The following is an 18,052-nucleotide window of genomic DNA, read 5'->3' on the forward strand; positions in this document are numbered from 1 at the left end:
TAAGCTGGCGACCCACCGCCGGCTCAGAGCGACAGCATTATGCCATGATTAAAACGTGATGCCAGTCTCGGATTAGCAGAACTCAGCACCTGGGAAATAACGGTATAAGATGCACAAAAGCCGCACTTCGCGGCTTAGGTTTGGTTATTCATCTTCATTAACCCGATCACGCAACTCCTTCCCAGGCTTGAAATGCGGCACAAACTTGCCATCTAGCCGAACCGAGTCGCCGGTCTTCGGGTTTCGCCCCACCCTAGGCGCGCGATAGTGCAACGAGAAGCTGCCAAAGCCGCGAATCTCGATACGGTCACCGGTCGACAGCGCCTGCGACATTTGCTCAAGCATGGTCTTGATCGCCAACTCAACATCCTTGGACGAGAGCTGCCCCTGATGGGTAACGATGCGCTCGATCAACTCCGACTTGGTCATGGTTTTCCCTTCTTTTTCAAGCGGCTAGATCACTAGGTAGAAAGGTTTTAGCATGCCTCGTCAGATTTGAACAGCCTATAAAACAACACCTTAGCGATTTTCAGGCACAAAAAAGGGCGACCGAAGTCGCCCTTTTTCTCTGGATTAACCGAACTTAGTTCTGTTTTTCCATTTGTGCGCGGAGCAGATCACCCAAGGTGGTCGGACCAGCAGTTTCAACTTCCTGCTTGCGCATTTCTTTGATGGCTTCTTTTTCGTCTTCAACGTCTTTCGACTTAACCGACAAGCTGATTACGCGGCTCTTACGGTCAACGCTGATGATCTTGGCTTCGACTTCTTCGCCTTCTTTCAGAACGTTGCGCGCGTCTTCAACGCGGTCACGGCTGATTTCGGAGGCTTTCAGAGTGGCTTCGATGCCTTCGGCCAGGGTGATGATGGCGCCTTTGGCATCAACTTCTTTAACGATGCCGCGCACGATGGTGCCTTTATCGTTAACAGCAACGTAGTCGGAGAACGGATCCTCTTCCAGCTGCTTGATGCCGAGGGAAATGCGCTCACGCTCCGGATCAACGGAGAGGATAACGGTTTCCAGCTCGTCGCCTTTCTTGAAGCGGCGTACAGCTTCTTCGCCTACTTCGTTCCAGGAGATGTCGGACAGGTGAACGAGGCCGTCGATGCCGCCATCCAGACCAATGAAGATACCGAAATCGGTGATCGACTTGATGGTGCCGGAGATCTTGTCGCCCTTGTTGAACTGACCGGAGAAATCTTCCCACGGGTTAGTTTTGCACTGCTTGATACCCAGGGAGATACGACGACGCTCTTCGTCGATATCCAGAACCATAACTTCCACTTCGTCGCCGACGTTAACGACTTTCGAAGGATGGATGTTTTTGTTGGTCCAATCCATTTCGGATACGTGCACCAGGCCTTCCACGCCTTCTTCCAGCTCTGCGAAGCAGCCGTAGTCGGTCAGGTTGGTTACGCGCGCAGTAACACGGGTGTCCTGCGGGTAACGCGCCTTGATGGCAACCCATGGATCTTCGCCCAGCTGCTTGAGGCCGAGGGAAACACGGTTGCGCTCGCGATCGTACTTGAGGATCTTGACGTCGATTTCATCACCAACGTTGACGATTTCCGACGGATGCTTGATACGCTTCCAAGCCATGTCGGTGATGTGCAGCAGGCCGTCGACGCCACCCAGATCCACGAACGCGCCGTAGTCGGTGAGGTTTTTGACGATACCTTTGACTTGCTGACCTTCCTGCAGGGATTCCAGCAGAGCTTCGCGCTCGGCGCTGTTCTCGGCTTCCAGCACGCTGCGGCGGGAAACGACAACGTTGTTGCGCTTCTGGTCCAGCTTGATGACTTTGAATTCGAGCTCTTTGCCTTCCAGGTGAGTGGTATCACGCACCGGACGGACATCGACCAAGGAACCTGGGAGGAACGCACGGATGCCGTTAACGTCGACAGTGAAGCCGCCCTTAACCTTACCGTTGATAACGCCCGTAACCACTTCCTCAGCGGCGAAAGCTGCTTCCAGAACGATCCAGCACTCGGCACGTTTGGCTTTTTCGCGGGACAGCTTGGTTTCACCAAAGCCATCTTCAACCGCGTCCAGGGCAACGTGAACTTCGTCACCGACCTTGATGGTCAGCTCGCCAGCGTCGTTGTGGAACTGTTCCAGCGGGATGAGGCCTTCTGACTTCAAACCAGCGTGAACGGTTACCCAACCAGCTTGGTAATCGATGTCGACGATGATAGCGGTGATGATCGAGCCAGCCTGAAGGTTCAGGGTTTTTAGGCTTTCTTCAAACAGTTCAGCAAAGCTTTCGCTCATTTTAATTCCTGTTGATTCAGGGCAGGGAATCCGCCCAAACCACATTCCAGACAATGTGGGTACGTTCATTTAAAAAGAGGCAAACGGGACTAGGACTGGGTTCCCGTACGCCTCCTTGCGAGCCGGTCAGCTTAAAGCAGCTGTGGCTCTTATCATCCGGCGAGATCGCGATTGGCGACTTCACTCAGAATTCGTTCAAGCACTTGTTCGATGGAGAGTTCAGTGGAATCCAGCTGGATCGCATCGGCTGCCGGCTTGAGCGGAGCCACTGCACGCTGGGTATCGCGCTCGTCGCGCGCCTGAATCTCATCAAGAAGACTCGCGAGATTAACATCATCGCCCTTGGCCTTCAACTGCAAGTAGCGGCGGCGGGCACGCTCCTCGGCGCTGGCGGTGAGGAAAATCTTCAACGGCGCATCGGGAAATACCACCGTACCCATGTCGCGACCATCAGCAACCAGCCCCGGCATTTCCTGAAATGCCTGCTGACGCTGCAGCAGAGCCTCACGCACGGCGGACAGCGAGGCCACCTGCGATGCACCGGCACCGACCTGCTCGTTACGAATCAGATCAGTGACCTCCTCCCCTTCGAGGATGATGCGCTGGCCATGGCCATCACCCGCAGCGATAAATTGCACATCCAGATGAGCGGCGAGCAGCTTCATCGCCTCTTCGTTGGTCAGATCGACGCCGTGGTTACCGGCAGCAAAGGCCAGCAAACGATACAACGCACCCGAATCCAGCAGATTCCAGCCCAGCTGTTTAGCCAGCAAACCGGCAATGGTGCCTTTGCCAGAACCACTTGGCCCGTCAATGGTAATAACCGGAGCGACGATCATGCCTTGCCCTCCTCGGCCACGCGGATGCCGACCTGAGCCGACAACGCCAGGAAGTTGGGGAACGAAGTGGCGACGTTGGCGCAATCATGGATGCGGATTGGCGCCGTAGCGCGCAACGAGGCCACGCTGAACGACATGGCAATGCGGTGATCGCCGTGCGCCCAGACTTCGCCACCACCGATGCTGCCGCCTTCGATAATGATGCCGTCCGGCGTTGGCTCGGCCTTGACGCCCAGCGCGATCAAGCCATCAGCCATCACCTGAATCCGGTCGGATTCCTTAACCCGCAGCTCTTCTGCGCCACGCAACACGGTGCGGCCTTCAGCCACCGAAGCGGCGACGAACAGTACCGGGAACTCATCAATGGCCAGCGGCACCAGGTCTTCGGGAATATCGATGCCTTTGAGTTTGGCACTGCGCACGCGGATATCCGCCACCAGCTCGCCACCGACTTCACGCTGGTTTTCCAGGGTGATGTCGCCGCCCATCAGCTTGAGGATATCGATCACGCCAGTGCGGGTCGGGTTGATCCCAACATGCTCTAGCACCAGCTCGGAGTCTTCGGCAATGCTGCCAGCCACCAGAAAGAAGGCTGCCGAGGAGATATCCGCCGGCACTTCGATATGGGTAGCAGTCAGCTTGTGGCCCGACGTGACGCTGGCGGTGCTGCCATCCACGCTTACCGGGTAGCCGAAGCCGCGCAGCATGCGCTCAGTGTGGTCGCGGGTCGGTGCAGGCTCGGTCACCGAGGTGGTTCCGGCGGCGTAGAGCCCGGCCAGCAACAGGCAGGATTTGACCTGGGCACTGGCCATGGGCATTTCGTAGTCCATGCCGGTCAGGCGCTGGCCGCCTTTGATATTCAGCGGCGGACGACCTTCAGGACCGGTCTCGATCACTGCGCCCATCTCGCGCAGCGGCTTGGCGACGCGGTTCATCGGGCGCTTGGACAGCGAAGCATCGCCCGTCAGGGTTGTATTGAAAGGTTGCGCGGCCAGCAGGCCGGACAGCAAACGCATCGAAGTGCCGGAGTTGCCCATATACAGCGGACCAGCCGGCGCTTTCAGGCCATGCAGGCCAACGCCATGCACGGTCACACGGCCGTGATGCGGGCCTTCGATGACCACACCCATATCGCGGAACGCCTGAATGGTCGCCAAGGCGTCTTCACCTTCCAGGAAGCCTTCAACCTGGGTGGTGCCGACAGCCAGCGAGCCGAGCATGATCGAACGGTGGGAGATGGATTTGTCGCCCGGTACGCGAATACGCCCGGAGAGTTTGCCGCCTGGGTTAGCCAGGAAAATCAGATCATTCGAGTGCATAGCGTCCACATAGGCCCTGCGGGCCAGAATTTTGCCGAAATGCTCACGGGCCACGCGGGCGCGGGTGAATACGCCCAGCAATTGATGCCCATCCCCAGCGTCGACCGCGTCGCGCAAGGCGTCGAGGTCGTCGCGAAATACGTCCAGCGTGCGCAACACCGCCTCGCGATTGGCGAGAAAGATGTCATGCCACATGACCGGATCACTGCCGGCAATTCGCGTGAAGTCGCGAAAACCGCCGGCGGCGTAACGAAAGATCTCCAGGTTCTCACTGCGCTTGGCCAGCGAGTCAACCAGGGTAAAGGCCAGCAAATGCGGCAGGTGACTGGTCGCAGCCAGCACCTGATCGTGATGCTCGACCTCCATATGCTCAACATCCGCGCCCAGTTCGTGCCACAGGGCGTCGACCAGCGCTAAGGCCGACTCATCACTCTGCTCGCAGGGCGTGAGGATGACCTTGTGGCGGCGGAACAGCTGCGCATTGGACGCCTCCACCCCGCTCTGCTCGGAGCCGGCAATCGGGTGGCCCGGCACAAAACGCACCGATTTACCGGTAAAGGCCAGGCGCGCAGCGCGCACCACATTGCCTTTGGCGCTGCCCACATCGGTGAGCACCGTCGTACCCAGGTCAAGTTTAGCCAGCTCTGTGAGCAGCTTTTCCATGGCCAGGATAGGCACCGCCAGCTGGATAATATCGGCACCCTGACAGGCGGCAGCCAGATCGATCTCACAGCGATCGACCACACCCAGCTCAACCGCCAACCGGCGCGACTCGGGATCGAGATCGACACCTATCACTTCGCGGCACAGGCCGCGCTCACGCAAACCCTTGGCGAAAGAGCCGCCAATCAGGCCCAGGCCGATAACCACCAGGCGGCCGAGCTTAGGGGCGACAGGTTGCACCTGAGTGACAGCAGATTTGGCTTCACTCACGCGTTCAGCACCCTGGCAAGGGCGTCGAGGAAGCGCGCATTCTCGGCAGGCAAACCAATCGAAACGCGCAGGAAATTTGGCATGCCGTAACCGGCCACCGGCCGCACGATCACCCCAGCACGTAGCAGCGCCTGGTTGATCGCAGCGGTATCACGACCAAAGTCCACGGCAATAAAGTTGCCTTTCGACGGTATCCAGCTCAGACCCAACTCGCGCAGGCCGGCTTCCAGCTGCGCCATGCCGGAATCATTGAGCTGGCGGCTTTGCGCCAGGTAATCGGCATCATCCAGCGCCGCACAGGCCGCCGCCAAGGCGAGGCTGTTGACGTTGAATGGCTGGCGTACACGGTTGAGCACATCGGCGATCTGTGCCGAGCTGAGCGCATAACCGACGCGCAGCGCCGCCAGGCCATAAGCCTTGGAGAAGGTGCGCGAGACCAGCAGGTTGTCATAGCGCGCCAGGTACTTGAGGCCATCTGGCAGCTCATCACCTTCGGCGAACTCGATATAGGCCTCATCCAGCACCACCAGCACATTCTGCGGTACGCGCGCGAGAAAGCGCTCAAGCGCGTCTGGGCTGAACCAGGTGCCAGTCGGGTTGTTCGGGTTGGCGATAAACACCACGCGAGTGTTTTCATCGATGGCCGCGAGCATGGCTTCCAGGTCGTGGCCGTAGTCCTTGGCCGGCACCACTTTGCCCTGGGCACCTACGGCCTGGGTCGAGATGGGGTAAACGGCAAAGGCGTACTGGCTGAACACCGCATTAAGGCCGGGAGCCAGATAGGCGCGGGCGACCAGATCGAGAATGTCATTGGAACCATTGCCCAGGGTGACCTGGTTGATCTGCACGCCGCAGCGCACAGCCAGACGGCTTTTCAGCTCGAATCCATTGCCATCGGGGTAACGGGTCAGCTCGGCCAACTCGCCGCGAATCGCTTCCAATGCCCTGGGGCTTGGACCTAGCGGATTCTCGTTGCTGGCCAGCTTGACGATGCTGGCCGGGTCAAGATCCAGCTCACGGGCCAACTCATCCACCGGCTTACCCGGCACGTAGGGCGACAGCTGCTGTACGCCTGGCTGGGCCAGGGCGAGGAAATCGGTCATAGCAAAGCCTCACGCTTAAAGCCGCAAGCCCCAAGTACAGCCCGGCGTCGATGCGCGTGTAGCTTGAGACCTGAGGCGTGCCGCAGCAGTTTTAAAGTACCGCTTTCGGGTAGGAACCCAGCACCTTGAGCGCCACGGCTTCCTGATTGATCTTTTCCAGCACGTCCTTGATCAGCGGGTCGCGGTGGTGACCAACGAAGTCGATAAAGAACACGTAGGTCCACTTGCCGCTGCGCGACGGGCGGGTTTCGATGCGGGTCAGGTCGATACCGTTGTTGTGGAACGGCACCAGCAGCTCATGCAGCGCGCCCGGCTTGTTGCGCATGGAGACGATGACCGAAGTCTTGTCGTCGCCGGTTGGCGGCACTTCCTGGCTGCCGATGATCAAGAAGCGCGTGGAGTTGTCCGGACGGTCTTCGATCTTTTCCGCCAGCTTGGTCAGGCCATACAGACTGGCCGCCATATCGCCGGCAATCGCCGCGCTGTTCCACTCGCTTTTCACCCGTTTGGCCGCGTCGGCGTTGCTCGACACTGCCACGCGCTCGACGTTGGGATAATGCGCATCCAGCCACTTGCGGCACTGCGCCAGGGACTGGGCGTGGGAATAGATGCGGGTGATCTTGTCAGTCTTGGTGGTTTCACCGACCAGCAGGTGGTGGTGAATGCGCAGCTCGACTTCGCCACAGATAACCATGTCGTGCTCGAGAAAGCTGTCCAGGGTGTGGTTGATCGCGCCTTCGGTGGAGTTCTCCACCGGCACCACACCGAAGTTCACCGCACCGGCGGCCACTTCGCGGAATACTTCATCGATAGCCGCCATCGGCACGCTGATCACCGCGTGACCGAAATGCTTCATCGCCGCAGCCTGGGAGAACGTACCCTCTGGGCCGAGGTAAGCCACCTTGAGCGGGTTTTCCAGGGCCAGACAGGAGGACATGATTTCGCGGAACAGCCGCGCCATTTCCTCGTTGCCCAGCGGCCCCTGGTTGCGCTCCATGATGCGTTTAAGCACCTGGGCTTCGCGCTCCGGGCGGTAGAACACCGGCTTCTCGCCTTCCGGCAGCGCCTTCATCTTCACCCGCGCGACTTCTTCGGCGCAGCTAGCGCGATCACTGATCAGCGCGAGAATCTTCTCATCGAGGTTGTCGATGCGCAGGCGCAGGGCCTGCAGTTCCTGCTCGGAAATTGGATCGGTCATCAGCCGTGTTCCTTCTCGAATTCCGCCATATAAGCCACCAGCGCTTCAACGGCGTCCAGGCCCACGGCGTTATAGATGGAGGCACGCATGCCGCCGACCGAACGGTGGCCCTTAAGGTTGAGCAGGCCGCGCGCATCGGCACCGGCGAGGAACGGCTTATCCAGCTTCTCGTCGGCCAGGCGGAACGGCACGTTCATCCAGGAGCGGGCGTTATGGGCAATCGGGTTGCTGTAGAAATCGCTGGTATCGATAGCCTTGTACAGCAGGTCTTTCTTGGCGCGATTGATCCGCTCCATGGCGGCCACCCCGCCCTGCTCTTTCAGCCACTCGAACACCAGGCCGGACAGGTACCAGGAGAAGGTCGCCGGGGTGTTGTACATCGAGCTGTTATCGGCCGCGATCTTGTAGTTGAGCATGGTCGGGCAGACGCTGCGGGCACGGCCGAGCAAGTCTTCACGGACGATGGTTACCACCAGGCCGCTGGGGCCGATGTTCTTCTGCGCGCCGGCGTAGATCAAGCCGAACTTCGACACATCGATAGGGCGCGAAAGGATATCGGAGGACATATCCGCCACCAGCGGCACGTCACCGACTTCGGGAATCCAGTCGAACTGCAGGCCACCGATGGTTTCATTGCTGGCGTAGTGCAGGTAGGCGGCATCTTTCGACAGTTGCCACTCGTTCTGCCCTGGGATGGCGAAGTAGTCATAGGCCTTGGCGCTGGCGGCGACATTGATGTGACCGTAGCGGCTGGCTTCTTCGATGCTTTTCTTCGACCAGATACCGGTGTCGATATAGTCGGCGACGCCGTCTTCGGGCAGCAGGTTGAGCGGGATTTCAGCGAACTGCTGGCTGGCCCCGCCCTGCAGGAACAACACTTTGTAGTCGGACGGAATCTCCATCAGGTCGCGCAGGTCCTGCTCGGCCTTTTCCGCGATGGCGGTGTATTCGTCGCTGCGGTGACTCATCTCCATCACCGACAGGCCTTTACCCTGCCAATCGAGGAGCTCCGCCTGGGCGCGTTGCAGAACAGCTTCAGGAAGCGCGGCCGGGCCGGCGCAGAAGTTAAAGGCTCGCTTGCTCACATCCACTCTCGCTCAAAAATGGTGGGCGGGCTGACATTGCCACCAGCCGCCAAATCCTACCAGGCTGTTGAAAAACTACCTGCGTTGGCATTACTGCGTTAAAAACAGGCTCGGAATGCTCATTTACAGCAGTAAACTCCGCTTCCTCGCCTGCTTTTGCCTTGTACTGCCTGCCTCGCCTACATTTTTCAACAGCCTGTTCGCCGTCAGGGGCGAGCGCACTCGCCCCGACAGATCACTCTTCGCTGATCGGGCTTTCGTCAGCTGCGGCTTCGGGTGCATCACCAGCATCCTCAACTACGCCGTCAAAACCCTCTTCACCTTCCAGCAGCTCTTCGTCATCTTCCGCCGAAGGCTCCTGCACACGCTCAAGACCAACCAGGGTTTCATCCTTGGCCAGCTTGATCAGGGTCACGCCCTGGGTGTTACGGCCGAGGCTAGAGACTTCGCTGACGCGGGTACGCACCAGGGTGCCCTGGTCGGAAATCAGCATGATTTCTTCGCCTTCAAGCACCTGCACGGCGCCCACCAGCTTGCCGTTACGCTCATTGCTGACCATGGCGATTACGCCCTGGCCGCCACGGCCGCGGCGCGGGAACTCGACCATCGCCGTGCGCTTGCCGTAGCCACGCTCGGAAGCGGTGAGAATCTGCGCTTCGGCTTCAGGAATCAGCATGGAGATGATTTCCTGGCCTTCCGGCAGACGCATGCCACGCACACCGCGAGCGGTACGGCCCATGGTGCGCACTTTGCTTTCCTTGAAGCGGATCACCTTGCCGCCATCGGAGAACATCATCACTTCGCGGGCGCCGTCGGTTACGGCAGCGGAGATCAGGGTGTCGTCTTCGTCCAGCTTGAGGGCGATCAGGCCCGAGCTACGCGGACGGCTGAATTGCACCAGCGGAGTTTTCTTCACCGTGCCTTTGGCCGTGGCCATAAAGATGTAGGCACCGGTCGGCTCATCCGGGGTTTCGTCGTCGGCGTCATCGCCTTCGGCCAGGTCTTCGACTTCTTCAGCCTCGACCACTACGCCTTCGATATCGTCCTGCTCGTCGCCTTCCGGAGCCTGCTGACGCAGAGCTTCGAGATCGACCTGGAGCATAGCGGTAATGCGCTCGCCTTCGTCCAGCGGCAACAGGTTGACCAGCGGACGACCACGGGCGGCGCGCGAGGCTTCCGGAATTTCGTAGGTCTTCAGCCAGTACACTTTGCCCTTGCTGGAGAACAGCAACAGCGTGGCGTGGCTGTTGGCGACCAGCAGATGCTCGATGTAATCCTCATCCTTCACGCCGGTGGCCGACTTGCCCTTGCCGCCGCGACGCTGCGCCTGGTAGGCATGCAGCGGCTGACTCTTGGCATAACCACTGTGGGAGATGGTGACCACACGCTCTTCTTCGGTGATCAGGTCAGCCAGGCTGAGGTCCAGACGGTTGTCGAGAATCTCGGTGCGGCGCTTGTCGCCGAACTCGGCCTTGACCGCTTCCAGCTCCTCGCGGATCACTTCCATCAGGCGCGTGGCGCTGGTGAGGATGCGGATCAGCTCGCCGATCTGGGTGAGGATTTCCTGGTATTCGGCCAGCAGTTTTTCATGCTCAAGACCGGTCAGGCGGTGCAGACGCAGCTCGAGGATGGCCTGGGCCTGTTCCGGCGAAAGGAAATACTTGCCGTCACGCAGACCGTATTGCGGATCGAGATCGTCCGGCCGGCAGGCGTCGGCACCGGCGCGCTCGACCATGGTTTCCACTGCACTGGATTCCCACGGTGTGGCGATCAGCGCCAGCTTGGCTTCGGCCGGAGTCGGCGAGGCCTTAATCAGAGCGATGACCGGGTCGATGTTGGACAGGGCAACCGCCTGGCCTTCAAGGATATGGCCACGCTCACGGGCCTTGCGCAGCTCAAATACGGTGCGGCGGGTAACCACTTCACGACGGTGCAGAATAAAGGCTTCGAGCATGTCCTTGAGGTTAAGGACCTTCGGCTGGCCGTCGATCAGCGCCACCACGTTGATGCCAAACACGCACTGCATCTGGGTCTGGGCGTAGAGGTTGTTGAGTACCACTTCCGGTACTTCGCCACGACGCAGCTCGATCACGATGCGCATGCCGTCCTTGTCGGACTCATCGCGCAGCTCGGTGATGCCTTCGAGCTTCTTCTCTTTAACCAGCTCGGCGATCTTCTCGATCAGACGGGCCTTGTTCAGCTGATACGGCAGCTCGCTGACGATGATCTGCTGACGGCCACCGACCTTGTCGATGTCTTCGATAATCGCCCGGGCGCGCATATAAATACGCCCACGGCCAGTGCGGTAGGCCTCGATGATGCCGGCGCGACCGTTGATGATCGCCGCAGTCGGGAAGTCCGGACCGGGGATGTACTGCATCAGCTCATCGACAGTCAGCTCGCCGTTGTCGATCAGCGCCAGACAACCATTGATCACTTCCGTGAGGTTGTGCGGCGGAATATTGGTGGCCATGCCCACAGCGATACCGCTGGAGCCGTTGACCAACAGGTTGGGCACCTTGGTCGGCATAACCGCTGGGATCATCTCGGTGCCGTCGTAGTTCGGCACCCAATCCACGGTTTCTTTATGCAGGTCAGCCAGCAGCTCATGAGCCAGCTTGGTCATGCGCACTTCGGTGTATCGCATGGCGGCGGCGTTATCGCCGTCCACCGAACCGAAGTTGCCCTGGCCGTCGACCAGCAGGTAACGCAGCGAAAATGGCTGCGCCATCCGTACGATGGTGTCGTAAACCGCGGTATCACCGTGTGGGTGGTACTTACCGATTACGTCACCGACCACACGGGCGGACTTCTTGTATGCCTTGTTCCAGTCGTTGCCCAACTCACTCATGGCAAACAGCACACGGCGGTGCACGGGCTTCAAGCCATCGCGTGCATCCGGCAGCGCTCGCCCGACAATTACGCTCATCGCGTAATCGAGGTAGGACTGCTTGAGTTCGTCTTCAATATTGACCGGGAGGATTTCTTTGGCCAGTTCGCCCATGAGTAGCCTTGTTCCTTTTTCTGGTGAAACTCCGCGCCGCTCGTCCTGAGTGGTGTGGAGCCTGTCGCCGTGCCTTGAGGCTCATAGCGACTCACGACAAATCAATAAGTTATGCCATGTATCTGCGCAGGTAAGAGGCCCATAACGGGCACCCCCGAAAACCGCCGGAGCTTACCACAATCACCGCGGCGCACCTATCCCCAGCGCCACCCTACCGACTAGGTGCGCGTACCCGCAGAAAAACTCAGTGCAGACGCTTTCGGCACATCAATTGCGCCATTTTTTCCGTATCCGGACGATCAACCACACCCTTCTCGGTGACGATAAAGTCGATCAGGTCCGCCGGGGTCACATCGAATACCGGATTGAGCGCTTCGATCCCACCGGCAATGCGCTGGCCGCCCAGCTCCAGCAGCTCGCTGGAGTCGCGCTCTTCCAGCACGATATCGTCACCGTGCTCCATGGCCATATCAATGGTTGAGCTGGGCGCGACCACCATAAAGCGCACGCCATGGTGCATGGCATTCACCGCCAGCTGATAGGTGCCGACCTTGTTGGCCACATCGCCATTGGCAGCGATGCGATCCGCCCCGACTATGACCCAGGTGATGCCACGGGTTTTCATCAGGTGCGCAGCAGCCGAGTCGACATTGACCGTCACTGGAATGCCGTCAGCCGCCAGCTCCCAAGCAGTCAGGCGCGAGCCCTGCAGCCAGGGCCGGGTTTCGTCGGCATATACCCGCTCAAGCAAACCATCGTGGAAGGCCGCGCGAATCACCCCCAGCGCCGTACCGAAGCCGCCTGTGGCCAGGGCGCCGGCATTGCAGTGGGTCAACAGGTTCTGCTGATTGCCTTGATGCTTGCGGATCAGATCGACACCCAACTGGGCCATGGTCAGGTTGGCTTCGCGATCGCTTTGATGGATACCGATGGCTTCGGCCTCCAGCAGCGCCAGCGGATCATCATGGTTTTTCAGCCGGCCCAGCCGCTCACGCATGCGCTCAAGCGCCCAGAACAGGTTGACCGCCGTCGGCCGCGAAGCCACCAGCAGGTCGAAATCCGCCTGCAACGCCGCACGCCAGTCACCGCCCTCCTGCAAACGAGCACGCGCAGCCAGCACAACTGCATAGCCCGCACTGATGCCGATGGCCGGCGCGCCGCGCACCACCATGCAGCGGATCGCCTCGGCCACATCCGCCGCCGAGTGATAGCTCAGCCAGGTTTCCTCGAAAGGCAGCGCGCGCTGATCAAGCAAGTGCAGAGCGCCGTCACGCCACTCGATGGCCCTGACCTTCTCTGCCGCTAGCAATTGCTCGCGCATTACACACCTCCGCCGGAAAAAGCCGACCATTATACGCACAGCACTCCGCACATCGCGCCAGATCAGCTGCATGCAGCTTCAAGCCTAGGGCGTTCCCCTATAAACTCGCCACTTTACTGACTGCCGGAAGCGCTCCCCATGCCCCAAGCCCCGCTCGACCTCCTGCTCCTGCCCACCTGGCTGGTCCCGGTCGAGCCTGCTGGTGTGGTGCTGCTGGAGCACGGCCTGGGCATCCGTGACGGGCGCATCGCACTGATCGCACCGCGCGCCGAAGCGCTCAAACACACTGCTTTACAGGTGCTTGAGCTACCCGGCCGCTTGCTCACACCAGGCCTGGTCAACGCCCATGGGCATGCAGCGATGACCCTGTTCCGCGGCCTGGCCGATGATCTGCCGCTGATGACCTGGCTGGAGAAGCACATCTGGCCGGCCGAGGCCAAATGGGTCAACGAGCAGTTTGTGCAGGACGGCACCGAGCTGGCCATCGCCGAACAGCTCAAGGGCGGCATCACCTGCTTCTCCGACATGTACTTCTACCCGGAAACCGCCAGCCAGCTGGTGCACAGCAGCGGCATCCGCGCACAAATCACCATTCCCGTACTGGATTTCCCGATTCCCGGCGCCCGCGACGCAGACGAGTCGTTGCGCAAGGGGCTGGCGCTGTTCGACGACCTCAAACACCACCCGCGCCTGAGCGTCGCCTTCGGCCCCCATGCGCCCTACACGGTGAGCGACGACAAGCTGGAAAACATCCGCATGCTCGCCGAGGAGCTGGACGCCGGCATTCATATGCACGTGCACGAAACCGCCTTCGAGGTGCAACAGAGCCTGGAGCAGCGCGGCGAGCGGCCACTGGCCCGCCTGGCGCGCCTCGACCTGCTCGGCCCGCGCTTCCAGGCCGTGCACATGACTCAGATTAATGATGAAGACCTGGCCCTGCTGGTGGAAAGCAACAGCAGCGTGATCCATTGCCCGGAATCCAACCTCAAGCTGGCCTGCGGCTTCTGCCCGGTGGAAAAACTCTGGCAGGCCGGGGTCAACGTGGCCATCGGCACTGATGGCGCAGCCAGCAACAACGATCTCGACCTGCTCGGCGAAACCCGTACCGCTGCCCTGCTGGCCAAGGCCGTGGCCGGCTCGGCAACGGCACTTAACACCCATAGCGCGCTACGCATGGCCACCCTGAACGGCGCACGCGCCCTGGGTCTGGACGAGCAGATCGGTTCATTGGAGCTGGGCAAGACTGCAGACATAGCGGCGTTCAACCTCTCCGGCCTGGCCCAGCAACCGGTCTACGACCCGGTGTCGCAGCTGCTTTATGCCGGTGGCCGCGCCTGCGTCGAGCACCTGTGGGTTGGCGGCAAGCAACTGCTCGACGCCGGCCAGCTGACGCGCCTGGACGAGCAACGGATCATCGCCAACGCCCGCGCCTGGGGCGCGAAGATCGCCGGAAAATAGCTGCAAGCCCAGAGAATGCGGGCACTGCGACAAACTGACATACATTGGACGCACAACAGGCGTCCAATCCACCCGGCGAAACTGGCAACATGAGCCTCTCGCCGCAGCCTGATCCAGGGATTTATATGAGCAACGTCGACCACGCCGAAATCGCCAAATTCGAAGCCCTCGCCCATCGCTGGTGGGACCGCGAAAGCGAATTCAAGCCGCTGCATGACATCAACCCGCTGCGCGTCAACTGGATCGACGAACGCGTCGGCCTGGCCGGCAAGAAGGTGCTCGACGTCGGCTGCGGCGGCGGCATCCTCAGCGAATCCATGGCTCAGCGCGGCGCCAGCGTCACCGGCATCGATATGGGTGAAGCACCGCTGGCCGTGGCCCAGCTACACCAGCTGGAGTCGGGCGTAAGCGTCGAGTACCGGCAGATCACCGCAGAAGCCCTGGCTGAAGAAATGCCCGAGCAGTTCGATGTGGTCACCTGCCTGGAAATGCTTGAGCACGTACCCGACCCGGCGTCGGTGATTCGCGCCTGCTACCGCATGGTCAAACCCGGCGGCCAGGTGTTCTTCTCCACCATCAACCGCAACCCCAAGGCGTACCTGTTCGCCATCATCGGTGCCGAGTACCTGATGCGCCTGCTGCCGCGCGGCACTCATGACTTCAAGAAATTTATCCGCCCTTCCGAGCTGGGCGCCTGGAGCCGCGAGGCGGGTCTTGAGGTCAAGGACATCATCGGCCTGACCTACAACCCGCTGAGCAAACGCTACAAGCTGGAAGCCGATGTCGACGTCAACTACATGATCCAGACCCTCAAGGAGGCGTGATGCGCTTGCGCGCGGTTTTATTCGATATGGACGGCACCCTGCTCGACAGCGCGCCGGACTTTGTCGCCATCAGCCAGGCCATGCGCGCCGAACGCGGTCTGCCGCCGATTAGCGACAAGATGATTCGTGATCAGGTTTCCGGCGGTGCGCGTGCCATGGTCGCCGCCAACTTTGCCATGGACCCCGAGGCCGTAGGCTTCGAAGCCCTGCGCCTGGAGTTTCTCGACCGCTATCAGAGCCACTGCGCGGTGCTGACCCGGCCATTCGATGGCATGAATGAGCTGCTCGATGACATCGAACAGGCCAAGCTGATCTGGGGTGTGGCGACCAACAAGCCGGTGCGCTATGCCGAGCCGATCATGCAGCAGCTCGGCCTGGCGCAGCGCTCGGCGGTGTTGGTCTGCCCGGATCACGTCAGCCGCAGCAAGCCCGACCCGGAGATGATCCTGCTGGCCTGCGCGAAGATGGGCGTAGAGCCCGCCGCCACCCTGTTTATCGGCGATGACGAGCGCGATATCGAAGCCGGCCGCGCCGCCGGCTGCAAGACCGCCGCCGTCACCTATGGCTATATCCACCCGCAGGACAACCCACGCAACTGGGGCGCCGATGTGGTGGTAGATCATCCGCTGGAACTGCGCGCCGTGCTCGAACGAGCCCTGTGCAGCTGCTGAAAATCGCCTGCGGAGCGCACCGACGCCACCCGTTTTTGAATTAATGAGGCTTTACCCATGCATGACTACTCCGCCCGTCCCGACCTGCTCAAGGGCCGCGTGATTCTGGTGACCGGTGCCGGCCGTGGCATTGGCGCAACCGCCGCCAAGACCTTCGCCGCCCACGGCGCAACGGTACTGCTGCTGGGCAAGACCGAAGAAAACCTCAGCCGGGTGTATGACGCCATCGAAGCCGCCGACCACCCGCAGGCCGCAGTTATCCCGTTCAACCTGGAAACCGCCCTGCCGCATCAGTACGACGAACTGGCAGCGATGATCGAAGCCGAGTTCGGCAAACTCGACGGCCTGCTGCACAACGCCTCCATCATCGGCCCGCGCACGCCACTGGAGCAGCTGTCCGGCGACAACTTCATGCGCGTTATGCAGGTCAACGTCAACGCCATGTTTATGCTCACCAGCACCCTGCTGCCGCTGCTCAAACTCTCGGAGGACGCCTCGGTGGTGTTCACCTCCAGCAGCGTCGGCCGCAAGGGCCGCGCTTACTGGGGTGCTTATGCGGTGTCGAAATTCGCCACCGAGGGCCTGATGCAGGTGCTCGCCGATGAAGTCGATAACATCAGCAGCGTACGCGCCAACAGCGTCAACCCAGGCGCCACCCGCACCGACATGCGCGCTCAGGCCTACCCAGGGGAAAACCCGCAGAACAACCCGTTACCCGAGGCAATCATGCCGGTCTACCTGTACCTGATGGGGCCGGATAGTACGGGCGTCAACGGCCAGGCATTTGACGCGCAATAAGCCCTAACAGCTGCCGCCGGTTTTCCGGCGGCAAGCGATTCATCTGGCATCAAATTGCCAGCAGCCCCGCCAGTTAACCGGCAAAGACTTGCCGCCAGTCTTTGCCACATAAACCTAAGCGCATGAAATAAAAGCACTTTTCGCACACTAACGCGCTTGGCATGAAATTCGCTCTACCTCTTCAAGTCGTCGCGTATCGCGTAAGAGGTAAGGCTTTATGGCCCCGCACAACCAGTCCAACACCATCGATTTCGACGCTGCAAAACTGCAGCGTCTCGGCTACGCCGGTCGCCTGCAGAAGAGCCTGAAACCGGTCAGCCTGGCGCAACTGCGCCAGCAACTGAGCCTGCGCCTGCAGACCTCGCTGGAAGCCGAGCGCATTCTCGAGTTGTTCTTCACTGAAGTGCAGCGCCTGGTGCCACTCAGCGCGCTGAGCTACCACCTGGCGTCCTGCGACCTGCGCCTGGATCTGGGCGAGCGCGGCAACCACTCGGCCGGCTACCGCCTGAATCACGATGGCGAGTACCTCGGTGAGCTGACCTTCCGCCGCAACCAGCGTTTCAGCGAGGATGAGCTGGGCCAGCTGGAATCGCTGCTCGCCAGCCTGCTGTTCCCACTGCGCAACGCCCTGCTCTACCGCTCGGCAGTACAAAGCGCACTGCGCGACCCGCTGACCGAAACCGGCAATCGCATCGCCATGCAGCAAACGCTCAAGCGCGAAGTGGATATTGCCCGGCGCACCCTGCAGCCGCTGTCGGTGCTGATGGTCGACATCGATCACTTCAAACGCATCAACGACAGTCACGGCCACCTGGTCGGCGATCAGGCGCTGAAGGCCGTCGCCACCGCGCTGAAAGACAGCCTGCGCAATGTCGACATGGTGTTTCGCTTCGGCGGTGAAGAATTTATGGTGCTGCTCTCCAACACCAGCCGCGAATCCGCCTCGATGGTCGGCGAGCGCCTGCGCATGTCGGTGCTGGGCATTCAGTACCTGGTCGAGAACCGCGCTATCGAACTGTCGGTCAGCCTCGGTTGCGCCACCCTGCTGCCGGGCGAGTCGATGGAAAGCCTGCTGCGCCGCGCCGACAGCGCGCTGTACGTGTCCAAGCGCGATGGCCGCAATCGTCTGTCGATGGCCGGGTAAAAACAGCACGTACAAAAAAATGTCCGGGAGACATTTTTAACGTCGCGCAGCGACGGCCCGCAGGGTGACCTCCATGGATGGCAGGA

The 18,052-nt window shown here is 60.6% G+C and carries 14 protein-coding genes; 5 read left to right on the forward strand and 9 right to left on the reverse strand.

Going from position 1 to position 18,052, the window contains the following annotated elements:
- Window positions 1-144: 144 nt before the first annotated feature.
- From ihfB to mtnA, 9 genes are all read right to left on the reverse strand, one after another.
- Window positions 145-429, reverse strand: coding sequence for an integration host factor subunit beta (gene ihfB, locus ACQ4LH_RS14815; RefSeq protein ID WP_090387490.1), 285 nt, complete (start codon window positions 427-429; stop codon window positions 145-147).
- 154 nt (window positions 430-583) lie between these two features.
- Window positions 584-2,269 (reverse strand): 30S ribosomal protein S1, encoded by a 1,686-nt coding sequence (gene rpsA, locus ACQ4LH_RS14820; protein WP_339409884.1) that lies wholly within the window; start codon window positions 2,267-2,269, stop codon window positions 584-586.
- A gap of 152 nt (window positions 2,270-2,421) precedes the next feature.
- On the reverse strand, window positions 2,422-3,108 hold the full coding sequence (gene cmk / locus ACQ4LH_RS14825) for a (d)CMP kinase (RefSeq protein ID WP_090248169.1): 687 nt from the start codon (window positions 3,106-3,108) through the stop codon (window positions 2,422-2,424).
- On the reverse strand, window positions 3,105-5,360 hold the full coding sequence (locus ACQ4LH_RS14830) for a bifunctional prephenate dehydrogenase/3-phosphoshikimate 1-carboxyvinyltransferase (protein ID WP_430697849.1): 2,256 nt from the start codon (window positions 5,358-5,360) through the stop codon (window positions 3,105-3,107). The genes cmk and ACQ4LH_RS14830 overlap by 4 nt, the downstream gene beginning before the upstream one ends.
- Window positions 5,357-6,463 (reverse strand): histidinol-phosphate transaminase, encoded by a 1,107-nt coding sequence (gene hisC / locus ACQ4LH_RS14835; protein WP_430697850.1) that lies wholly within the window; start codon window positions 6,461-6,463, stop codon window positions 5,357-5,359. The genes ACQ4LH_RS14830 and hisC overlap by 4 nt, the downstream gene beginning before the upstream one ends.
- A 91-nt stretch (window positions 6,464-6,554) precedes the next feature.
- Window positions 6,555-7,661, reverse strand: a complete 1,107-nt coding sequence (pheA, locus tag ACQ4LH_RS14840) for a prephenate dehydratase (protein ID WP_167141464.1) — start codon at window positions 7,659-7,661, stop codon at window positions 6,555-6,557.
- Complete coding sequence (serC, locus tag ACQ4LH_RS14845) at window positions 7,661-8,746, reverse strand: 3-phosphoserine/phosphohydroxythreonine transaminase (RefSeq protein WP_430697851.1); 1,086 nt, start codon at window positions 8,744-8,746, stop codon at window positions 7,661-7,663. Before serC ends, pheA begins: the two co-directional genes overlap by 1 nt.
- Window positions 8,747-8,981: 235 nt before the next feature.
- Entirely contained in the window at window positions 8,982-11,750 is a 2,769-nt protein-coding gene (gene gyrA / locus ACQ4LH_RS14850; protein ID WP_430697852.1) for a DNA gyrase subunit A, read from the reverse strand.
- A 244-nt stretch (window positions 11,751-11,994) separates the two neighbouring features.
- Window positions 11,995-13,071: an S-methyl-5-thioribose-1-phosphate isomerase gene (mtnA, locus tag ACQ4LH_RS14855; protein ID WP_430697853.1), complete on the reverse strand. Its 1,077-nt coding sequence runs from the start codon at window positions 13,069-13,071 to the stop codon at window positions 11,995-11,997.
- Between the two features lie 138 nt (window positions 13,072-13,209).
- On the opposite strand from mtnA, the gene ACQ4LH_RS14860 reads away from it, so the two are divergent.
- From ACQ4LH_RS14860 to ACQ4LH_RS14880, 5 genes are all read left to right on the forward strand, one after another.
- Entirely contained in the window at window positions 13,210-14,529 is a 1,320-nt protein-coding gene (locus ACQ4LH_RS14860; protein WP_430697854.1) for a TRZ/ATZ family hydrolase, read from the forward strand.
- Window positions 14,530-14,654: 125 nt separating this feature from the next.
- On the forward strand, window positions 14,655-15,353 hold the full coding sequence (ubiG, locus tag ACQ4LH_RS14865; RefSeq protein ID WP_275961333.1) for a bifunctional 2-polyprenyl-6-hydroxyphenol methylase/3-demethylubiquinol 3-O-methyltransferase UbiG: 699 nt from the start codon (window positions 14,655-14,657) through the stop codon (window positions 15,351-15,353).
- Window positions 15,353-16,024 (forward strand): N-acetylmuramic acid 6-phosphate phosphatase MupP, encoded by a 672-nt coding sequence (mupP, locus tag ACQ4LH_RS14870; protein ID WP_430697855.1) that lies wholly within the window; start codon window positions 15,353-15,355, stop codon window positions 16,022-16,024. The genes ubiG and mupP overlap by 1 nt, the downstream gene beginning before the upstream one ends.
- Window positions 16,025-16,081: 57 nt before the next feature.
- Window positions 16,082-16,822: a YciK family oxidoreductase gene (locus tag ACQ4LH_RS14875; protein WP_430697856.1), complete on the forward strand. Its 741-nt coding sequence runs from the start codon at window positions 16,082-16,084 to the stop codon at window positions 16,820-16,822.
- A 217-nt stretch (window positions 16,823-17,039) separates the two neighbouring features.
- On the forward strand, window positions 17,040-17,966 hold the full coding sequence (locus tag ACQ4LH_RS14880) for a GGDEF domain-containing protein (protein ID WP_430697857.1): 927 nt from the start codon (window positions 17,040-17,042) through the stop codon (window positions 17,964-17,966).
- Window positions 17,967-18,052: the final 86 nt, after the last annotated feature.

This window comes from Pseudomonas peli (assembly GCF_050563605.1).
Taxonomy (GTDB): domain Bacteria; phylum Pseudomonadota; class Gammaproteobacteria; order Pseudomonadales; family Pseudomonadaceae; genus Aquipseudomonas; species Aquipseudomonas peli_A.

Excerpts from the sequence above, each read along its gene's own strand:
- pheA (WP_167141464.1), bottom strand. The coding sequence starts at position 7,661 with ATGACCGATCCAATTTCCGAGCAGGAACTGCAGGCCCTGCGCCTGCGC.
- ihfB (WP_090387490.1), bottom strand. The coding sequence starts at position 429 with ATGACCAAGTCGGAGTTGATCGAGCGCATCGTTACCCATCAGGGGCAG.
- ACQ4LH_RS14860 (WP_430697854.1), top strand. The coding sequence starts at position 13,210 with ATGCCCCAAGCCCCGCTCGACCTCCTGCTCCTGCCCACCTGGCTGGTC.
- rpsA (WP_339409884.1), bottom strand. The coding sequence starts at position 2,269 with ATGAGCGAAAGCTTTGCTGAACTGTTTGAAGAAAGCCTAAAAACCCTG.
- hisC (WP_430697850.1), bottom strand. The coding sequence starts at position 6,463 with ATGACCGATTTCCTCGCCCTGGCCCAGCCAGGCGTACAGCAGCTGTCG.
- cmk (WP_090248169.1), bottom strand. The coding sequence starts at position 3,108 with ATGATCGTCGCTCCGGTTATTACCATTGACGGGCCAAGTGGTTCTGGC.
- mupP (WP_430697855.1), top strand. The coding sequence starts at position 15,353 with ATGCGCTTGCGCGCGGTTTTATTCGATATGGACGGCACCCTGCTCGAC.
- mtnA (WP_430697853.1), bottom strand. The coding sequence starts at position 13,071 with ATGCGCGAGCAATTGCTAGCGGCAGAGAAGGTCAGGGCCATCGAGTGG.
- ubiG (WP_275961333.1), top strand. The coding sequence starts at position 14,655 with ATGAGCAACGTCGACCACGCCGAAATCGCCAAATTCGAAGCCCTCGCC.
- gyrA (WP_430697852.1), bottom strand. The coding sequence starts at position 11,750 with ATGGGCGAACTGGCCAAAGAAATCCTCCCGGTCAATATTGAAGACGAA.
- ACQ4LH_RS14880 (WP_430697857.1), top strand. The coding sequence starts at position 17,040 with ATGGCCCCGCACAACCAGTCCAACACCATCGATTTCGACGCTGCAAAA.
- ACQ4LH_RS14875 (WP_430697856.1), top strand. The coding sequence starts at position 16,082 with ATGCATGACTACTCCGCCCGTCCCGACCTGCTCAAGGGCCGCGTGATT.